Annotated in this window: 20 protein-coding genes; 8 read left to right on the forward strand and 12 right to left on the reverse strand. The window is 58.4% G+C overall.

Annotated features, from left to right (window positions below; translation table 11 throughout):
- Positions 1 to 3: 3 nt before the first annotated feature.
- The 5 genes from AC4FIA_RS03055 to AC4FIA_RS03075 form a co-directional block, all read right to left on the reverse strand.
- Complete coding sequence (locus tag AC4FIA_RS03055) at positions 4 to 1,305, reverse strand: cytochrome-c peroxidase (RefSeq protein ID WP_490364664.1); 1,302 nt, start codon at positions 1,303 to 1,305, stop codon at positions 4 to 6.
- Positions 1,302 to 2,285: an aldose epimerase family protein gene (locus AC4FIA_RS03060; RefSeq protein WP_490364665.1), complete on the reverse strand. Its 984-nt coding sequence runs from the start codon at positions 2,283 to 2,285 to the stop codon at positions 1,302 to 1,304. Before AC4FIA_RS03060 ends, AC4FIA_RS03055 begins: the two co-directional genes overlap by 4 nt.
- On the reverse strand, positions 2,285 to 3,592 hold the full coding sequence (gene xylA, locus AC4FIA_RS03065; RefSeq protein WP_490364666.1) for a xylose isomerase: 1,308 nt from the start codon (positions 3,590 to 3,592) through the stop codon (positions 2,285 to 2,287). The genes AC4FIA_RS03060 and xylA overlap by 1 nt, the downstream gene beginning before the upstream one ends.
- A gap of 277 nt (positions 3,593 to 3,869) precedes the next feature.
- Entirely contained in the window at positions 3,870 to 4,790 is a 921-nt protein-coding gene (gene trhO / locus AC4FIA_RS03070) for an oxygen-dependent tRNA uridine(34) hydroxylase TrhO (RefSeq protein WP_490364667.1), read from the reverse strand.
- 44 nt (positions 4,791 to 4,834) lie between these two features.
- On the reverse strand, positions 4,835 to 6,052 hold the full coding sequence (locus tag AC4FIA_RS03075; protein WP_490364668.1) for an Hsp70 family protein: 1,218 nt from the start codon (positions 6,050 to 6,052) through the stop codon (positions 4,835 to 4,837).
- Between the two features lie 107 nt (positions 6,053 to 6,159).
- Between AC4FIA_RS03075 and pncA the strand changes: the two genes are divergently transcribed.
- Positions 6,160 to 6,768, forward strand: coding sequence for a bifunctional nicotinamidase/pyrazinamidase (gene pncA / locus AC4FIA_RS03080; protein ID WP_490364669.1), 609 nt, complete (start codon positions 6,160 to 6,162; stop codon positions 6,766 to 6,768).
- A 30-nt stretch (positions 6,769 to 6,798) separates the two neighbouring features.
- On the forward strand, positions 6,799 to 8,091 hold the full coding sequence (pncB, locus tag AC4FIA_RS03085; protein WP_490364670.1) for a nicotinate phosphoribosyltransferase: 1,293 nt from the start codon (positions 6,799 to 6,801) through the stop codon (positions 8,089 to 8,091).
- On the opposite strand, the gene AC4FIA_RS03090 is transcribed toward pncB, so the two are convergent.
- Positions 8,092 to 9,186 carry an acyltransferase family protein gene (locus AC4FIA_RS03090; RefSeq protein ID WP_490364671.1) on the reverse strand — a complete coding sequence of 365 codons (1,095 nt, stop codon included), beginning with the start codon at positions 9,184 to 9,186 and terminating at the stop codon, positions 8,092 to 8,094.
- Positions 9,183 to 10,139, reverse strand: coding sequence for a sterol desaturase family protein (locus AC4FIA_RS03095; protein WP_490364672.1), 957 nt, complete (start codon positions 10,137 to 10,139; stop codon positions 9,183 to 9,185). The genes AC4FIA_RS03090 and AC4FIA_RS03095 overlap by 4 nt, the downstream gene beginning before the upstream one ends.
- Positions 10,140 to 10,396: 257 nt before the next feature.
- On the opposite strand from AC4FIA_RS03095, the gene hisC reads away from it, so the two are divergent.
- The 3 genes from hisC to AC4FIA_RS03110 are packed head-to-tail and all read left to right on the forward strand — an operon-like array spanning position 10,397 to position 13,226.
- Positions 10,397 to 11,482, forward strand: coding sequence for a histidinol-phosphate transaminase (gene hisC / locus AC4FIA_RS03100; RefSeq protein WP_490364673.1), 1,086 nt, complete (start codon positions 10,397 to 10,399; stop codon positions 11,480 to 11,482).
- Positions 11,479 to 12,399, forward strand: a complete 921-nt coding sequence (locus AC4FIA_RS03105; protein ID WP_488048933.1) for a prephenate/arogenate dehydrogenase family protein — start codon at positions 11,479 to 11,481, stop codon at positions 12,397 to 12,399. The genes hisC and AC4FIA_RS03105 overlap by 4 nt, the downstream gene beginning before the upstream one ends.
- A gap of 2 nt (positions 12,400 to 12,401) precedes the next feature.
- Entirely contained in the window at positions 12,402 to 13,226 is an 825-nt protein-coding gene (locus tag AC4FIA_RS03110; RefSeq protein ID WP_490364674.1) for an extensin-like domain-containing protein, read from the forward strand.
- A gap of 36 nt (positions 13,227 to 13,262) precedes the next feature.
- Here AC4FIA_RS03110 and AC4FIA_RS03115 read toward each other — a convergent pair whose 3' ends face one another.
- From AC4FIA_RS03115 to AC4FIA_RS03135, 5 genes are all read right to left on the reverse strand, one after another.
- The gene (locus AC4FIA_RS03115) at positions 13,263 to 14,903 is read right to left on the reverse strand and encodes a flotillin family protein (protein WP_490364675.1); all 1,641 of its coding nucleotides are present in this window, start codon (positions 14,901 to 14,903) and stop codon (positions 13,263 to 13,265) included.
- A 22-nt stretch (positions 14,904 to 14,925) separates the two neighbouring features.
- Positions 14,926 to 15,648, reverse strand: a complete 723-nt coding sequence (locus tag AC4FIA_RS03120; protein ID WP_490364676.1) for an OB-fold-containig protein — start codon at positions 15,646 to 15,648, stop codon at positions 14,926 to 14,928.
- A 140-nt stretch (positions 15,649 to 15,788) separates the two neighbouring features.
- Positions 15,789 to 16,706 (reverse strand): sterol desaturase family protein, encoded by a 918-nt coding sequence (locus tag AC4FIA_RS03125; RefSeq protein WP_490364677.1) that lies wholly within the window; start codon positions 16,704 to 16,706, stop codon positions 15,789 to 15,791.
- A complete protein-coding gene (locus AC4FIA_RS03130) occupies positions 16,703 to 17,095 on the reverse strand; it encodes a hypothetical protein (RefSeq protein WP_490364678.1) in 393 nt (130 codons plus the stop codon). Before AC4FIA_RS03130 ends, AC4FIA_RS03125 begins: the two co-directional genes overlap by 4 nt.
- Positions 17,096 to 17,162: 67 nt before the next feature.
- Entirely contained in the window at positions 17,163 to 17,732 is a 570-nt protein-coding gene (locus AC4FIA_RS03135) for a TlpA family protein disulfide reductase (protein ID WP_490364679.1), read from the reverse strand.
- Between the two features lie 25 nt (positions 17,733 to 17,757).
- On the opposite strand from AC4FIA_RS03135, the gene argH reads away from it, so the two are divergent.
- From argH to AC4FIA_RS03150, 3 genes are read left to right on the forward strand one after another with little or no spacing between them, the layout of a single operon-like run.
- Entirely contained in the window at positions 17,758 to 19,149 is a 1,392-nt protein-coding gene (argH, locus tag AC4FIA_RS03140; RefSeq protein ID WP_490364680.1) for an argininosuccinate lyase, read from the forward strand.
- Complete coding sequence (locus tag AC4FIA_RS03145) at positions 19,146 to 19,319, forward strand: hypothetical protein (RefSeq protein WP_200813212.1); 174 nt, start codon at positions 19,146 to 19,148, stop codon at positions 19,317 to 19,319. The genes argH and AC4FIA_RS03145 overlap by 4 nt, the downstream gene beginning before the upstream one ends.
- The gene (locus AC4FIA_RS03150; RefSeq protein WP_490364681.1) at positions 19,319 to 19,636 is read left to right on the forward strand and encodes a DUF2834 domain-containing protein; all 318 of its coding nucleotides are present in this window, start codon (positions 19,319 to 19,321) and stop codon (positions 19,634 to 19,636) included. Before AC4FIA_RS03145 ends, AC4FIA_RS03150 begins: the two co-directional genes overlap by 1 nt.
- Positions 19,637 to 19,709 lie beyond the last annotated feature (73 nt).

Consider the following 19,709-nt stretch of genomic DNA (forward strand, 5'->3'; position numbering starts at 1 on the left):
AGCCTAATTCGGCACCGCAAGGCCGCTTGGAACGCTGTCCGGAACGCCCAGTTTGCCCGCGATAGATGCCTCGTCGGTCAAGGTCTCCAGAAAGGCCAGAATATCTGCAACCTGACCGTCGGACAGCGTCAGTGAATGCAGTTCGTTTGCCTCGGCAATGGCCAGAACCTCGTCCGTGTCATCCATGACACGCCAGTCATTTGCGCGCTCTAGTGTTGGCAGAACGGCCTGTGTTCTGTCGTAGGACATTAACGATCCCACGGGGTTCAGGTGGTGGCGCACAGTGGCCTCTAGCGATGAATAGGCCCCTGTGTGGCCATACGGCCCGGTTTCTGTGATGTTGCGTAGCGACGGCGTGCGGAAGGCATAGGCATCCTCCACACGGCCTGTGACGCGCATCCGACCCTCATCACGCGCATGGCGTTCGTATGGGGCGGCTTTGCCGGGGCCGATTTGGGGCATCGCGATTGCGTGGAAATCATGATCGGTCTGGAACTGTCCGGAATGACATGTGCCGCAACCGGCATCGCCATAGAATAATACCATGCCGCGCGCCGCATCGTCACTTAGCGTATCTTCCCCACGCAGATAGCGGTCAAAGGGGCTATTATCTGCGCGCCATTCCCACGCCATAAACGCGGCCAAAGCGTCAGAGATATGGGTAAAGCCGATCCGCTCGTCCGGGCCCAGCACTTCGGCAAATCCGTCGCGGTAGGCAGGAATCGCCGCCACGCGGTCTGAAATAATCTGCCACGCGCCGCCTTCACCGGTCAGAAAACCCTGCCGTACGGCCTGTGACACGTCGCTTTCCGAATAGTGACCTGCCATTTCGTGGCCCGACAACACGGGAAACATGGATTGCGCCGATAAAACGCCGCTGAACCCATGCACCATTTCCGCGCCAAGCGGGGTACGGATGCCATCAGGATGGTCGGGATTCCGTTCCAGCCGCCCGTCATGGAACATCACGCCGAATTCTTCTGCGCCAAGGTTGAACAGGGCAGGGGCATTGCGGGGAATGCGTTGTTCAGGCGGGTTCTTAACACTGGCTACACGGTCGGGGCCCAAACCGCGTCCGCCATCGCCCAAACCCAGAGACAGGCCATCACTGGTGCCATGCTTCGGGTGATGGCAGGTCGCGCAGGCGACCTCTTTGTTGCCGCTTAGGATGGGGTCGTAAAACAGGTGCCAGCCAAGTTTGACCAATCGCTGGTCCTGTTCCGGAAAAGCTGCATCAGCCGTTGGCAAAGGGCCAGCGGCAAGCGGTGTTGCCAATGCGAACAGGGCAGCGGTCCAACGTGTCATTCCATCCTCGGCGCGATCTCGACTGTGGTGACTTGTTTATACGGTTTTTCTGGCGTGCAAATCACTGATGGGAAATTGGGCTGGTTTACCGCATCAGGAAAGCCTTGCGCCTCGAGCGCGATGCCGTGGCAGGGCGCGTGTGTTTGACCGTCTAGCGGGTTTGCACCGGCGGTGATGCCTTGACCGGTGTAAAACTGCAGCCCCGGCTGATCGGTCCACATGCGCAACTGAAGGCCGTTTTGTGCTAGAACAGAGACTGCTACGTCCCTTTCGCCATTCAGGGCGAAGTTGATGTCGCTGACGCCGCGTGCAGGATCGGTATCGGCAATGCGCCGCATCTGCCGGTAGTCGTATTTCGTGCCTTCAACAGGGGCGATGTCACCGGTTGGCAGCAGATCGCCGCCTGTAGGCGTATAGCGATCTGCGTTCACTTGCATCTGGTGATCCCAGATCGGCCCGTTGCCCATCAGGTTGTAGTAGTTATGGTTCGCCAGATTGATCGGTGTCGGCCGGTCGCAGGTGGCTGACATGTCGTAAGTCAGGCGATGGCCATCCAGAGAAATGGTGATTTGGGCCTGAACAGAGCCTGAAAACCCCATGTCACCATCGGGCGAGGACAGCTTCAACTGCACAGCCCGATCGCCGTCGGCTTCCAGTGTCCAGTTCTTGGCCCACCACCCTTTGGGACCACCATGCAGCTGGTTCGGCCCTTCGTTCGGCGTCACATGGTGTGTGACGCCGTCCAAGGTAAAGGTTGATCCGGCGATGCGGTTGGCAACCCGCCCGACGATCACACCCAGAAACCCGCCTTGGCTGGCATAAGCGGCAGGGTCGGCATAGCCGAGAACGACGGGAACACGCCGCCCCGTGCCGTCAGATACACGCCAGTCTTGTGTGGCCGCGCCCATCGACAGGATGGTTACGGACACATCGCCATCAGACAGGGTATGGCTGCGGATTTCAGAGGCGGCGCGGGTCATCAGACGAACTTGTTGATGTAGTTTTCCAGACGTTCCTGACGGCCCGAACGCGGTTCGGGATTCAGGTTGTCGGACAACACGCGGTTCGAAATGGTTTCCAGATCGCTGTTCAGCATCGCCTGTGCCTCGGGTGTTTCCCAACCCGCGTAGCGATCCTTCAGCGCATCTTCCATACCGCCGTCTTCCAGCATCGCTGCCGCAGCTTTCAGGCCACGTGCACAGACATCCATGCCACCAACGTGACCGGCGATCAGATCGACGGGATCCAACGACTGACGACGCAGTTTGGCGTCAAAGTTCGTGCCGCCTGTGGTGAAACCACCCGCCTTCAGAACCTGATAATAAGCCAGCGCCACTTCGGGCACGTTGTTCGGGAATTGGTCGGTGTCCCAGCCGGACTGATAGTCGTTCCGGTTCATGTCGATTGATCCCAGCATGCCCTCGGCACCCGCAACCGCCAGTTCATGTTCGAACGAATGACCGGCCAGAATGGCGTGACCCTGTTCAAGGTTCAGCTTTACCTCGTTTTCCAGCCCGTATTTGCGCAGGAAGCCGATGCATGTTGCCGCGTCATAGTCATACTGGTGCTTGGACGGTTCCTGCGGTTTGGGTTCAACCAGAATGGTGCCTTTGAAACCGATCTTGTGCTTGTAATCGACGACCATGTTCAGGAATCGGCCCATGTGGTCCAGTTCCTGATTCAGATCGGTGTTCAGCAGCGTTTCATAGCCTTCACGACCGCCCCACAGAACGTAGTTTTCGCCGCCCAGTTTATGCGTCGCGTCCATGCAGCCTTTCACAGTGGCGGCAGCATAGGCAAAGACATCCGGATCGGGGTTTGTGGATGCGCCAGACATCCAGCGACGGTGGCTGAACATGTTGGCTGTGCCCCACAGCAGCTTGGTGCCCGTGGCTTCCTGTTTTTCGCCCATGTAGTCGGTGATTTCGTTCAGCGTCGACAGGTTTTCAGCGTAGCTGCCCTGTTCGGGGCGGATATCGGCGTCGTGCCAGCAATAATAGGGCTGGCCGAGAATTTCGAACATCTCGAACGCGACATCGGCCTTCATCTTGGCGCGGCCCATGTCGTCTTGGGGGTGCCACGGGCGTTCAAAGGTCTGACCGCCGAACGGATCGCCGCCTTCCCATGCAAAGCTGTGCCAGTAGGCGACGGCAAAGCGCAGGTGGTCTTCCATGCGTTTGCCCATCACAATTTCGTCGGGATTGTAGTGACGGAAGCTCAGATCACCGTCGCCATCAGCGCCTTTATAGGTGACTTTTGACAGGCCTTCGAAAAATCCGGTGCTCATGGCGGTTCCTTTAACTTTGCGACGCGGCGCGCAGGTTGAAGCCTGCGTTTTCCGCTGAATTAGACTCTGGTTGGGGATGTTCGGTGATGCCGGTTGATGGCCTATCGGGGCATCGCCTTTGGTGGCGGAACCCCTAGTGGCCGCGCAAACGCGCGGCACAGGACCATACCTGCATCCTTACTATCCTCCCATTGGGGGGATAGTCGGTGGTATTAATTCGAATGTCAAATTTAATTATGCATCACGCCGAAAATTCATGTTTCGACGCGGGATCCACCTAACTTTCGTCAGTCACATCCGCATGCATGTGCCGTTCGCCACGTGCCTTTGCCAAAGCGATCTGTTTCTGCCGTTCGCGGAAGCGTTCCTTGTCCTCATCCGAGGTTTCGGAAATGCATTGATGACAGGACACGCCTTCTTCGAATTCGGCGCGGTTTTTGTCTTCGGGCAGGATCGGGCGGCGGCACGCATGGCACAGCTCGTGCGGGCCTTCTTTCAGGCCGTGACCCACAGAGACACGCCCGTCAAAAACGAAACATTCGCCGTTCCACGTGCTGTTTTCCTCCGGCACTTCCTCAAGGTATTTCAGGATGCCGCCTTTCAGGTGATACACCTCGGGCACGCCCTGACCCAGCAGGTAGTTCGTCGACTTTTCACAACGGATACCGCCGGTGCAGAACATCGCGATTTTCTTGTTGTGGAAGCGGTCTTTGTTGGCTTCCCACCATGCCGGAAATTCGCGGAAGCTGGCGGTTTCGGGATCGACTGCGCCCTCAAAGGTGCCGATGGCGACTTCATAGTCGTTGCGCGTATCAATCACCGCCACGTCGGGGCTTAGGATCAGTTCGTTCCAGTCCTGCGGATCGACATAGCTACCGACGCGCGCCTTGGGGTCCACGTCGGGCTGGCCCATGGTCACGATCTCTTTCTTCAGGCGCACTTTCATGCGCGCGAAAGGCCGTTCGCTGGCGGTCGAGAATTTGACCTCGAGATCATCGCAACCCGGCAGCGCGCGGATATGCGCGATCACCGCATCAATGCCCGCTTTGGGGCCTGCGATGGTGCCGTTGATCCCTTCGTTCGCAAGCAACAGGGTGCCCGTAATTTTCTGCTCGGTGCAAAGCTGCTTCAGCGGCTCTTGCAGACTGGCGGGCGAGGCGAATCGGGTGAAGTAGTATAGGGCTGCGACTGTAAACATGCCGTTCCGATACGCCTGTCGGCCTTTTTGGGCAAGAGGGCGGTCTATTTCGCCGCAATCGCCAGCCCGTGAACGACGGCTGTGAAGACCTCGGAGTAGACAAGCCGACTGTCGGTAAAGCGGCTGGCCAGACCCTGTTTGACGACAGACAGCAAACTGCTGCCGCCCACGAACACGACCTGATCCACCTTATCCGGTGTCAGGCCAGCGTCCTGTACGGTCAACAGCGCCTCTTCCCCTATCATATCCGCGTAAGCTGCAAATTCCTGCGATAGAATCTGGTCGCGTAATGGTGCGGTGAGCCCGCGTTCGACCACACCCAATTCAATCTTCGCTTCGCCCGTTTCGTTGGCCGCAATCTTACCCGCCTCAACCGCATAGGCGACGTCATGCCCCAGATGCAGATCAAGGATGGTCGCCAGCCGTTCGAACAGAACCGGATGATCCGCCAGACGGATCCATTTCTGCACATCGCGCAGCAACGCGGGGTCGTAAACGAACGCGATCTTTTCCCAGCTTGCCAGATCATGGAACAACGCACGCGGCGCGGGGTGTTTGCGCGACCCGATTTCCGCGTTGATATCCGCGCCCATGCCAAACAGTGGCATCGCGTGCGCAAGGCTGAGCGTGCGGTCGAAATCGGTTCCGCCCAAACGCAAGCCACGGCTGGTGATCACGTCCGTCTCGTCGCCCTTGCGCGTGCAAAGCGTAAAGTCAGACGTACCACCGCCAATATCGACGATCAGCATTGTGCCGTCGCCTTCGACCGCCAAAGCAGCAGCTTCGGGTTCGGGCAGGAAAGATACGTCTTTGAAACCCGCAAACTCGTAGGCCTTCCGCAAATCCAGTTCCGCCTGCGCATCCTTTTCGGGTGATTGGGAATGGAATTTGACCGGACGGCCCGACAGCGCGGTTTCAAACTTTTGGCCTGTGGCCTTTTCTGAACGCGATTTCACCTCGGCCAGAAAGCGGGCGATGATTTCGATCAGGGTCAGGCGTTCGTTCAGGAACATACGCGGTTCTTGCGCAATGGGCGTGCCGAGGATCGACTTCAGCGCACGCATGAAACGGCCTTCCAGACCTTCCTGCATCGCCGTCGCGGCGGCTGAGCCGTAGATGTACTGGCGGTCCGCGAAATCGACGAAGACAGCGGTCGGGATCGTGTCCTTTCTCGGCTCCAGCGGGATCGACACAGGGCGGTTGCCGTCAAACACACCTGCTGCGGTGTTTGAAGTTCCAAAGTCCAATCCCAGCGTGGTCATCGCGGCACCCCTTTTCAGCAAGGGCGTGGATTATCCCGCACAACACCCCGTGGCAATCGGGAAATCTACGGTTTATGACTGTTCCCAACGCTACAGGAGCAAGTGATATGCACGCATTGCTGGTCATCGACATCCAGAATGATTTTTGCCCCGGCGGTGCGCTGGCCGTGCCGGAAGGCGATCAGATCGTCGCGCCGGTGAATGATCTGATGGCGCAGTTCGATGCTGTGATCCTGACCCAAGATTGGCATCCTGCGGATCATTCGTCTTTTGCCTCCCAGCATGAAGGCAAAGCGCCGTTTGAAACCACGGAAATGCCATACGGCACGCAGGTGCTTTGGCCCGATCATTGTGTGCAGGGATCGGACGGGGCCGCGTTTCATCCCGATCTGAACGCAGACCGCGCCGATTTGATCATCCGCAAGGGTTTCCGCAAAGGGATCGACAGCTACTCGGCCTTTTTCGAAAACGATCAAACAACGCCCACGGGGCTTGAAGGTTATCTGCGCACCCGTGGCATCACTGCACTGACACTGGTCGGGCTTGCCACCGATTTCTGCGTCAACTTCTCGGCCCTTGATGCGGCGCGTCTGGGGTTTGATGTGACCGTCCGCCGCGATCTGTGTCGTGCGATTGATATGGGCGGTTCTTTAGAGGCCGCTCTGGATAGTTGGGCGAAGGCCGGTATATCCATTCAGGATGGCCCCGCCGCCTAAGCGGATAGGCCGGTCTATAGGAGAAGTCAGTTGGTCGATATCGCCACCCGCGTCTGGAACCATAAGTGGAAGATCGACCCGATTGTGCGGTCGCTGATCGACACGGATTTCTACAAACTTCTGATGTGCCAGTCGGTGTTTCGCAACAAACCCGATACGCAGGTTACCTTCAGCCTGATCAACAGGTCGTCGCATGTGCCATTGGCCAAGCTGATCGACGAAGGCGAGTTGCGCGAACAACTGGATCATATTCGCACGCTTAGCCTGACACGCGGCGAAAGCACGTGGATGCGCGGCAACACGTTCTATGGCAAGCGCCAGATGTTCCGCCCCGATTTCATGGACTGGTTCGAAAACCTGCGTTTGCCTGCGTATCACTTGGAACGCGTCGGCGATCAGTATGAACTGACGTTCGAAGGCAACTGGCCCGAGGTCATGCTGTGGGAAATTCCGGCGCTGGCGGTGTTGATGGAAATGCGAGGCCGTGCTGTTTTGAACGAAATGGGCCGGTTTGAACTTCAAGTTCTGTACGCCCGCGCGATGACCAAACTTTGGGAAAAGGTCGAACGTCTGCGTCAGGTTGATGGTCTGCGCATCGCGGATTTCGGCACGCGTCGCCGTCATTCCTTCCTTTGGCAGGATTGGTGTGTGCAGGCGATGACCGAAGGGTTGGGTGATGGCTTTGTCGGGACATCCAACTGCCTGATCGCCAAGAACCGCGATCTTGAGGCGATCGGCACCAACGCACATGAACTTCCTATGGTCTATTCCGCGCTTGCCGCAGATGACGCCGCGCTGGCGCATGCACCCTATGATGTTCTGGCCGACTGGCATGAAGAGCACGACGGCAACCTGCGGATCATCCTGCCCGACACATACGGCAGCAAAGGGTTTCTGGATAAGGCGCCTGATTGGTTGGCGGGCTGGACAGGCATCCGCATCGATTCCGGTGATCCGGCCGAAGGTGCCGAAGCCGCCATCAACTGGTGGAAGTCGCGCGGCGAAGACCCGCGTCAGAAACTGGTGATTTTCTCGGACGGGTTGGACGAGGACAAGATCATCGAACTAAGCGCGCAGTTCCGCGGGCGCGTGCGCACATCGTTCGGTTGGGGCACGCTGCTGACCAACGATTTCCGTGGGCTGACGCCCGACGACCGGCTCGCGCCGTTTTCGCTGGTATGTAAGGCGGTCGCGGCCAACGGAAACCCGACGGTCAAGCTGTCGGATAACCCGAACAAGGCGATGGGCCCCAAGGACGAGATCGAACGCTACAAAAGTGTGTTCGGTGTTGGCGAGCAGACCGCGCAAAAGGTGATCGTCTGATCACGCCACGCGCGGCTGCCTGAACCAAGCGACGGCCATTTTCAAACCCGCGCGCTGCATTTTCAGGGTGCGTTCGAACACCTCCGAGAACAGATAACAGGCGATGAACGTGATTAGCAGCAGGGTAATATACCCCTCTGGCGTATGCGCGAAATCACCCATGGCGGGGGATAGGAACTGCAACAGCGGGTAGTGGACCAGATACAGGGAAAAGCTGCCGCCAGCCAACCAGCGGATAAAGGGCAGGTTGCGGATGTCGTTGCGCGCAATGGATGCCACGCCGGCCAGATGGGTCGCGATAAACACGCCGACAACGGCGTTCCACAGGAATTCATCCGAAAAGCCCAGTGATCCGGTGTGTTCCATTCCCAACAGCGATGCGGACAGGGCCGTCAGCTTGTCTGGCGCGCCGATGTATTGCGACACGACATAGGCGATCAGCGGAACGATAATGGCGGCGGGGGCCTTGTTTCGGGCGGGAAGGTTGCCGGACTTGATCATGTGCCAAACCGCAACGCCCATCAGCCACGCGGGCATCAGGATCAGGATGCGTGGGCCAATCAACAGCGCGCCAGCGGTCAACGCCATGATGCGCGTCGCGCCTTTGGTCCAGAGCACGATGCCGAACAGAACATAGAACGCGGCCTCATATGACAGGGACCAGTAAGGTCCGTTCGTGCCGATGCGGGTCAGGTCATTGCCCCATTGGCTGGTAAAGCTCAGCCCTTCCCAAAGTGTCTGGCCAAGGCCGATGGGGTTATACCACCAGCCTGCATAAGCATCCGGCCAAAGCGTGGCACCGATCCGGTCCAGACCGTAACAAAGCATCAGCGCAGGGAATGCGACGGACAGGAGGCGCGTGATGCGTGCAAACGCAAAGCGTCCAGCGGTCTTGTCCCGTTGATCGGCGGCATAAGCAACGACCAAACCGGACAGTACAAAGAACACCACCACGGCGTCTGATCCAAGGTTCAACTCCCTGATCCACAGGTAAACGCCGTCCGTGAAGCGCGGATAGGCCCAGTGGGATAGGAGAACGATGAAGGCTGCACCGAAGCGCAGCGCATCTAGGTATATGGAAAATCCGCGTTTCATTCTGCCGGTGTCACCTGTTCAGCGGTTTTACGAATGCCGCGCAGTTCGTTGTAGGATTCCTTCAGCGGCTCGATCAGGGCCGCAACCAATGAAGGGTGCGGTTGGTCAATCTTGTGGCCGTGTTCGTCACCGATGCCGAACTGCAGGATTTCCTGTTCTTCGGAGATGTAGAGCGTGCCGAACATCCAGTCCCAGATGGCGAAGACCTCGCCATAGTTCTTGTTGTAGTGCTTCAGTTCGGACGAATGGTGGATCTGGTGTTGCGCGGGCGAGATGAAGATATGCTCGGCCACACGCCCAAAGCTGATCCAAACGTGGCTGTGACGCAGGTTTGCTGTGATCGAATTGAAGACGAAGTAGAAGGCATTCGCACCAAGGATCAACGTCAGGCTGATTTCGCTGACGAAGAACGACAGCAATACTCCCTGCGCGATCCCCAGAAGTGCGCCTTTGACGCTGCTGGAAATCAGGTCGTAGATCGGGTGTTTGCGATAGACCGTGATCGGCGTCATCACCTCGGCGCTGTGGTGCACCGAATGAAACGGCCATAGAACGCGCTGTTCGTGATGAACGCGGTGAACCCAGTACACGGCAAAGTCGCTGGCTAGAACGAGCAGGAACGTTACCAGCACCGGTGACATGCTGTCGGTCTGTGCCATTGTGCCGCCCAGCACGCCAATGATCGTCGCTGCAAAAACGGTCGCAATGCCGACAATCTGGAAAGCGCCCAGCAGGCTGAGCAAGCGACCGACGATGAACAGTTGGATATCAACCCAGTGCGATTTGTGCAGATAAATTTCCTTGGGGAACAACCAGCGCCAGAAGCCGCCGCCTTGCTTCTGCGTGCGGTAAGCCCAGTACGCCAAGAGGATCATTCCAGGAAGGTACAACGGCCAGATACGTGCCGACATGCCGCCGACCACTGCCTCGAAAAAGGAATACGCGCTGTCCATTGTCTCTGCCCCGCGATGAAACGCATCTGTACCATTATGACTGTCCACAAAGATGCTGGTGGTTTTGGGCAGCAATAAGACTGCGCTGGGCCTTTTCGGGGACAACTCTTGGGTGATTAAGGGGGTGATCTGGCCGTTTTTGACCGGGGGAATGGCTATTTCGTCACCAAGCCCAAAGTCTTTGTGATCTGCGTTGTCTTGGCGCTTTTCTATGGCGGTTCGGACAGATATAGCCGTCCTGCAAGGAGATCAGAAGAATGGCCAAGATTGTTCCGCAGCCCGGCATTATGGACATTGCGCTTTATGAAGGCGGCAAGTCCAAGGTCGAGGGCGTGTCCAATATCGTCAAACTGAGTTCGAACGAGAACCCGTTTGGCCCCAGCGAAGCCGCGCAAGAGGCAGTCCGTCGTGCTGTGCACGAAATGCATCGCTATCCGTCGACTGATCATACCCCCCTGCGCACCGCCATTGCCGAAGTGCATGGGCTGAATGCTGACAACATCATCTGTGGCGTCGGCTCGGACGAAATCATTCACTTCCTGTGTCAGGCCTATGCCGGTCCGGGCGACGAAGTTGTGCACACCGAACACGGGTTCGCGATGTACAAGATCAGCGCCAAGGCCGCTGGTGCGACGCCGGTCGAGGTGAAGGAAACCGAACGCGTCACCGATGTGGACGCGATCCTTGCGGGCTGTACCAAGAAAACCAAACTGGTGTTTATCGCCAACCCGAACAATCCCACCGGCACGATGATCGGCATGGCCGAAATCGAACGTCTGGCAGAAGGCATCCCGCCGCAGGCCATTCTGGTTCTCGATGGTGCCTATGCTGAATACGTCGAAGGCTACGATGGTGGCGCAAAGCTGGTTGAAGCGCGCGATAACGTCGTGATGACGCGCACATTCTCTAAGCTTTACGGGCTGGGCGGTATACGAGTGGGCTGGGGCTATGCGCCCAAGGACATCATCGATGTCCTGAACCGTATTCGCGGCCCGTTCAACCTGTCCAACGTTGCCTTGGCTGCGGCCGAGGCGGCTGTGAAAGACGCGGCTTACGTCGAAAAGTGCCGTGCGGAAAACACCCGCATGCGCACATGGCTGGCCGAGGCGCTGATGGAGCACGGCGTTCCCTCGGACACATCCACCGCGAACTTCATTCTGGCGCGTTTCGCTGATCAGGAAGAGGCCGAGGCATGCGATCTGTTCCTGCAAAAGAACGGCATTATCGTGCGTCGAGTCGCGGGCTATAACCTGCCGGCCGCTTTGCGGATCACCGTGGGCGACGAAGCATCATGCCGCCGCGTGGCGCATACCGTCGGTCTGTTCAAGGCAGGCGAACGATGAGTGTGATTTATAACCGCGTTGCTCTGATTGGTCTGGGCCTGATCGCGTCGTCCATGTTCTGGGCGACCAAACGCGCTGGGCTGGCCGGGCACGTGACGGGCTATGCGCGGTCGCAAGACACGCGCGATACGGCCCGCCGGATCGGTCTGTGTGACGAGGTGTGTGACAACCTGATCGACGCGGTTAAGGATGCTGACCTGATCGTTCTGGCAGTTCCTGTTGGTGCGATGGGTGCAGTGGCCGCGGAAATCGGCCCGCATCTGAAGCCCGGCGCGACCGTCACTGATGTGGGTTCGGTCAAGCGCACTGTGATTGACGCTGTTGCCCCGCATTTGCCCGAAGGCGTGCACTTCGTTCCGGCGCACCCGCTGGCAGGGACCGAACATTCCGGGCCTGAGTCCGGCTTTGCCACGCTGTTCGACAACCGTTGGTGCCTATTGGTGCCGCACGAAAGCAGCACGCCGGAAAGCGTCGCGCAGTTGCGCGCCTATTGGGAAGGTCTGGGCGCCAATGTCGAAGAAATGGACGCAGATCACCATGATCTGGTTCTGGCCGTCACCAGTCACACACCGCACCTGATCGCCTACACGATGGTGGGTGTGGCCGACGATCTGCGCCGCGTGACCGATAGCGAAGTCATCAAATACTCTGCCGCCGGTTTCCGCGATTTCACACGTATCGCAGCCTCGGACCCGACGATGTGGCGCGACGTGTTTCTGAACAACAAAGAAGCCACGCTGGAAATCCTTGGTCGCTTCACAGAAGAGCTGTTCGCCCTTCAACGCGCCATCCGGACCGGCGATGGTGACATGTTGCACGATTATTTCACCCGGACACGATCGATCCGACGTGGCATTATCGAAGCGGGGCAGGATACAGATGCCCCCGATTTTGGCCGGAGCAAATTGGAAAAGTAGGCATGAAGTTTCTGGTTGGGGTGATTGTTGGTCTTCTGGTAGCAAACGCGGCTTTCGCTGCTCCGGATCGTTCCCTGCGCCCCGTTCCGCGCTCTTTCGGGGCTGAAGCGGGACAAGCCAACATCATCCGTCCTGAAATGCGCCCCACAACCACGTCGATGCTGACGGCGGTCACACCTGTCGCCGCACCGGTTGCCATCGCACCCGAGGTCACCGAACAGGCCGTCGCACGTGCCCTTCGCCCCAACCAGCGTTCGCAATCCTTGGTGAAGAAGGCCATGGCGAAAAAGCAGGCGCGCAAGAAAGGCGCGGTTTGTGGGGATGTCGATATTCAGGGCGAATTCGTGGGGTTTGTGCCGGGGCGCTTCAAGGCCTGCGGTATTCAGGATGCCGTCAAGGTCCGCTCGATCAGTGGTGTAGGTCTGAGCCAACAAGCGCTGATGAACTGTCGCACGGCAAAGGCGCTGAAAACATGGGTCAACAAGGGCATGAAGCCTGCGGTTGGCAAAGCGGGCGGTGGTGTTAAGGAAATTCGCGTTGCGGCTCACTACGCCTGCCGGACGCGCAACAACCAGCCCGGCGCCAAGATTTCCGAGCATGGCAAAGGCAATGCAATCGACATCTCGGCGTTTCGTTTGAACGACGGGTCATTGATCACGGTGCTCGGGGGGTGGCGGACCCAGCATCAGGGGCCAATCCTGAAGAAGATGCACAAGTCTGCCTGTGGGCCATTTGGCACTGTGTTGGGCCCGAATTCGGACCGGTTCCATCAGGACCATTTCCACTTTGATACGGCCAAGTACCGCAGCGGTTCTTACTGTAAATAACGCGCCCCCGAAGGTCAGGGGCGCGCCTGAACTGGTTTATTCAGCGGCAGTCGGCTCTGGGCCTTCTTCCACCACCGGCTTTTTCGGGGTGTCACCGCCCAACGCGCCGTTCACCATGCCGGCCAGACCGTCTTCCATGCTCATGCCCAGTTCATCGCCCAGCTTTTTCAGCGCGGGCATCTGAACGGCCATTCCCATGATGGAGTCCAGTGCTTGATTGACGACAGGCTTTTCGCCGCCAGCCGACATCGGCGCGCCAAAGCTGCCGCCGCCCATGCCTGTGACCTGATGGATTTTGATCGTGTCGATCTTTTCGACCGGCTTCACGACCTCGGCCAGAATACCCGGCATTGCCTGCAGACGGGCCAGATCGACCTTCATCGCCACAATCTGTGCGGACAGTGCGTTTTCGGCTTCGGTGATCGCGCGGGTACCTTCCGCTTCGGCAAGCATGTCCTTTTTCTTGGCTTCCGCGCGGATCGTGATCGCGTCCGCGTCTGCCTGTGCCTCTTCACGGCGGGCATCGGCGCGGTCCTGTGCGGCGTCCTTTTCGGCCTGCGCGGCCAGACGAATGCGCGTTGCTTCACGCTCGGCTTCCCGCTGGGCTTCGATTAGGGCAATCTGCTTCTGACGCTCGGCCTCGGCCACCTCTCTGGCGGTTTGCACGGCTTCCATGGCTTTGGTCGCTTCTGCGCGGGCCAGATCGGCGGATGCGCGGGCGCGGCTTTCTTCCTCGGATTTCTTCTGGATGATGATCTGGCGTTCCTGATCGGCGACTTCCAGTTCACGTTCCTTGGCGATTTCCGCGGCGCGAATGGCCTCTTCACGGGCAATCCGAGACCGCTCTGTTTCGCGACGGGAATCTTCGCGCCGTGCGGCAATTTCGGCCTCTTGCGCGGCGCGCAGCGTTTCCACCTTTTGCGCCTGTTCGATGCGCGCCTGTTCTTCGTCCTGTTCGATGATCAGCTTCTGGCGCTCGGCCTCCATCGCGGCGCGACGCACGGCGACGTCGGCTTCGGCATCGATGGTCGCGCGTTCCTTTTTGGACAGGGCAATCACCTCGGCCAGCTTGCGCATACCAACGGCGTTAAAGGCGTTGTTTTCATCCAGAGCCTCGAAGGGTGTCTGGTCCAGCGCGGTCAGCGAAACAGATTCCAGCGACAGACCGTTTTTCAACAGGTCCTCGGATACAGCGTTCTGCACTTCCTGAACAAAGATCGAGCGGTTTTCATGCAGTTCGTCCATCGACATCTGGGCCGCAACAGCACGCAGACCGTCGATCAGTTTACCTTCGATCATTTCGCGAAGCTGATCCACATAGAAGGTGCGGTCACCCAGCGTCTGGGCGGCGCGTGCGATGCCCTCTTCGGTCGGGCTGACCGAGACATAGAATTCAACGCCCACGTCGACGCGCATCCGGTCTTTGGTGATCAGCGCGGCTTCGCCGTTCCGCTGAACCTCAAGGCGCAGGGTTTTCATGTTTACGGGGCTGATTTCGTGCAGCAGCGGAATGACGATTGTGCCGCCATCCATGATGATCCGTTTGCCACCAGCACCGGTTTTCACAAGGCTGACTTCGCGGGTCGAGCGGCGGTAAAGACGCCCCAGGACAAGGCCGATCAGCACAAGGAATGCGATGACCGTGGCGATCATGATGATAAAGTTTAATGGGTCCATAAATTCCTCCAGTTGTTAATTGTTATTCGGAAACCGCGACGATCCGGTAACCGCCCTCGTATCGATGGCGCAGCACCAGAACCTCGGTTCCTTGCTTTATTTCGTCGGTGTCACGCAGTGGTTCTGCGCGTAGGTAATGGGTGTTGCCGTATCGGTCCGACACGCGCACCTCGGCAGGGCGACCGCGGGCTGCGACGCCTTGGGTCACGGTGCCCATCCGGCGGCCAAGATGGCGTTCGGACAGCGATTGCGTTTCGGTCTTGGGCAGCAACCGCGCAAACAGCGATCCGAAGCTGCGCGCGAAAGCGATGCCTGCAACGGCTGCGGGAATACCCACCAAAAACGCCGGCGCGGGGCCGCCGAACACGGCTTCGATCAATGATTGCAGGGCCAGACCGGTCAGGCCGAAACCCACCAGCACGCTGGCCAACCAGATCATGGCGGGTGTTTTGCCCATCCCCAGCCAAGACGTGATACTGCCTGACGGTGCGTTGTGCACCGATTCCAGTTCGTCGAAACTGGTCAGTTCCAGATCGGCCTCGGCCAGATCGGCAGGGGTCAGGTCGATATCCAGCTCTGCAAGGTCCGGCAGATCAACATCGGGGCCATCGATATCCGGTGCATCCAGACCATCTGCGCCAAGCCCCAAAAGGGTGCCGCCAATCAAGGCGAAAAACAGTTCCAGCGCGAGCAGGCCAAAGAGAATCCCAAGCGCAATCGAGAACGGCAGATATTGATCGGACAATAGATATTAGAACATGGCTCTCCAAAAGTATGCAGTGGTATACAATAAATATATGGGAAGCTCACGTCCCCGTTACAAGCGTTTACTACCCTAAAAGTTGTAACGGCGCGACTAAATCAGGGTAAAATTGAGGTTATAATTCAGCCACCTGTGGCGGTTTCATTCGCCTGGTTGTGGCGTTCTTTGATCATTTCAGACGTTTGCCGTGACCCATCATGGCTCCACCCCGGTGGGGCAAAAGCATAGGAAAAGCGGTCCTTCCAACTAATCCCAGGCTGGGTCACATCTTTGAAAATGCCGATCCATTCGTGAAAGGCCACGCGTAGCGGATTGAACGTGCCAAGGTTGTGGACCAGTCCGAAGTCGACCTTCTCCTTGTCATCCTCGGGCACAAAGGTGCCGAACATCTTATCCCAGATGATGAACACACCGGCATAGTTCGCATCCAGATAGCGCGGGTTGCGTCCGTGGTGCACGCGGTGGTGTGATGGGGTGTTCATCACAGCCTGGAACCAGCGGGGCATCCGACCGATCGCCTCGGTGTGGATCCAGAACTGGTAGATCAGGTTCAGACCACCGCAGAACAGAACCATCGCAGGGTGAAAGCCCAGCAGGATCAGGGGCGCACGGATGATCATCATGAACGTAAATGTGCCCGTCCACGTCTGCCGCAGCGCCGTGGTCAGATTGTAGTGCTGGCTGGAGTGATGGTTCACATGGCTGGCCCAGACCCAACGGATGCGATGCCCAAATCGGTGCACCCAATAATAGCGCAAGTCATCCAGCACAAAGCAAAGCGCGACCACCCACCAACTGGTGCCCAGATCAAGGGGCGTAATTTCCCACAGGACCATGAAAAAGCCCCACGCAATGAAGCCTAGCAAAATGCCCGAGACAACGTTGCCTGCACCCATCACCAAGGACGTCACCGCATCCCGCGTTTCATAACGCCCACCGCGTTTCTTGATCACGATCCACAACAGTTCGATCAGGATGGCCGCGATGAAGAACGGGACAGCCAGTTGGACAACGTCGGGGTAGGTCAGCATGTCGGTCATGGGGTGTCCTTGATCCGGTTAAGCCAGATGTTTTGTTGATCGGGTGTAAGCGCGGCGCGGATACGCGGGGCGGTGTAATCCCGCAGGCGCAGGTCCAGTCCCTTGGCGGACTGTTTCACACGTGCGCCAGCCAATAGCCGTGCGGCGCTATCTGCGCCCATGGACCAAACGATGCCAGCGCCTTGATCTGTCTGGACCAACGCGTGGCAGCCGTCTTGGGACAGGGTGATATCGCGCGGTTCCAGATCAGGAAATTCGCGCAGCCACGCGCGGCCTGCGTCTTCGGCATCGATAAAACTGCGGGGTTTGTTGAAGCCGAAGAGAACCGTCAGCACTGCGATCCCCGCAATGCCGAACACAACCAACGCGGCCAGAACCGTGATAGGCATGATTTGATCCTCTCCCTAGCGGGAAGGGTCGTGCATTGCCTGCGATCTTGTCAAAGATATCGTAGCGTCAGGAGGCGCCGTCCGTGCCAATCAGCGTGGTCAGAATCGCCTTGGCATTGTCCGACGCCCAGTCCGCATCGCCCTGCAGTCGTGCGATTTCCTGACCTTCTGGGTTCAGGATAACAGTGATCGGCAAGCCAAGCACACCCATCTCACGCGCCAGGGCGGATTTGGGATCGCGGTGCATCGGCAGGTTATCGACGCCGATTTCGGCAAAGAATTTTTTCATGCCAGCGGGCGGGTTGCGACCTGTGGCGATTGTGACCACTTCGAAATCATCGCCGCCCAGTTCGCCCTGCAATTCGGCCAGATGCGGCATTTCCTTGCGGCACGGGGCGCACCATGTGGCCCAGAAATTCACCAGAACCCATTTGCCTTCGTAATCCGAGAGGGCCAGTTCGGCAGTGCCTTCAAAGTCCGTAAATGTCGCCGATCCGGCGTCTTTCGGCTCTGAATGAAAGTTTAGTTTCTTCATATCGCCGTCCCGCAAAGCGGCGGCTGCGGACACATCTGCCAACGCCGGATTTGCAAGCCACACACCCGCAGTATAGAGGAGCGCGATAAGAACCTGTTTCATTTTCCCTCCTAAAGGGCTGCACGATATGACGGACAAGACCTCGAACCAGATGTGGGGCGGCCGCTTTGCCGCTGGACCGGACGCGATTATGGAGGCAATTAATGCCTCGATCGGGTTCGACAAGCGAATGGCGGCACAAGATATCGCCGGTTCAAGGGCCCATGCCGCCATGCTGGCAGCGACAGGCATCGTTAAGAGTAGCGATGCAGAGGCGATGCGGGAAGGGTTGCTCACAGTCTTGTCAGAGATTGAAGGCGGAACCTTCGAATTTTCCACTGCGCTGGAAGACATTCACATGAACGTCGAAGCGCGCCTGAAAGAAATCGTCGGTCCCGCAGCAGGCCGTTTGCACACAGGCCGCAGCCGGAACGATCAGGTTGCCACTGATTTCCGCCTGTGGGTGCGCGACCAGTTGGACGCCGCTGAAAAGGGCCTTGAGGCACTGATGCAAGCGCTGTTGGGTCAGGCAGAGGCCGGTGCGGATTGGGTTATGCCCGGTTTCACCCACCTGCAAACCGCGCAGCCGGTGACATGGGGCCACCACATGATGGCCTACGTCGAAATGTTTGGCCGTGATCTGAGCCGCGTGCGTGATGCGCGCAAGCGGATGAACGAATCGCCCTTGGGTGCTGCGGCGCTGGCAGGTACATCTTTCCCGATCGACCGTCACATGACAGCCGAGGCGCTGGGCTTTGACCGTCCGATGGCAAACTCGCTTGATGCAGTTTCGGCACGTGACTTTGCGCTGGAATTCCTGTCGGTCGCGTCGATCAGCGCAATGCACCTGTCGCGCTTTGCGGAAGAGCTGGTGATCTGGTCCTCGGCCCAGTTCCGCTTTGTGACGCTGTCCGACCGGTTCTCGACCGGTTCGTCGATCATGCCGCAAAAGAAAAACCCCGATGCGGCGGAACTGATCCGCGCCAAGATCGGGCGCATTTTTGGTGCCAACGTCGCCCTGATGATGGTGATGAAGGGTCTGCCGCTGGCCTATTCCAAGGACATGCAGGAAGACAAAGAGCAGGTCTTTGATGCCGCCGACAACTGGATGCTGGCACTGGCCGCGATGGAAGGCATGGTGCGCGACATGACAGCGAACCGCCCGTCGCTTGAGGCCGCCGCAGCAAGCGGATTTTCGACCGCGACCGACCTTGCCGATTGGCTGGTACGCGAACTTGATCTACCATTCCGTGATGCACACCACGTGACAGGTGCGCTTGTGGCGATGGCCGAGGGCAAAGATTGTGACCTGCCCGATCTGACGCTGGCTGACATGCAGTCTGTCCACGCGGGCATCACTCAGGCCGTGTTCGACGTGTTGGGCGTACACAACTCGGTGTCCAGCCGCACCAGCTATGGCGGCACAGCACCGGTTCAGGTTCGGGCGCAAGTCGCGCGCTGGAAAGAGGTATTGGGATGAAACAGATTGCGTTGTTCTTGGCACTTTTGACGCTCGCGTCTTGCGGCGCGGATGGCGATCCGATCCGGCCTAATTACAACGCAAATGTTTCTGTCGGCACGGGCGGCGTCAAAACGAACGTCGGTGTGTCCGTCAGCAAAGGGCCCGTCACTGTCGGTGTCGGGCTCTGATGAACGCGCTGCGTTATCTCTGGCTGGCGCTGGCGATCTGGGGCGCCATTCATCCGATGTACTATTTCGTCACCTATATGATGACGAACGGCGGTGGATTGGGTGTGCTGATTGATGCGTGGTATGTCAACGCATCAACTACCGGCCTTGTCTGGGATCTGACGATTGCGGCGATCACGCTGACCATCTGGATCATTGCCGAGGTTGCTGTGCGTCGGAACTGGATCGCGCTTTTGGCGATCCCTGCGATCTATTGCATCGGGGTCAGCTGTGGCCTGCCGCTCTATCTGTTCCTGCGTTCACGTCCTGTTGCCTGAGACGTTGGCCTGAGACGGGTCTGGTTTCCGCGTAAAATCCGGTCTAATCACGCATCAACACCAAAGGATGCGC

Source organism: Thalassococcus sp., from assembly GCF_982780845.1.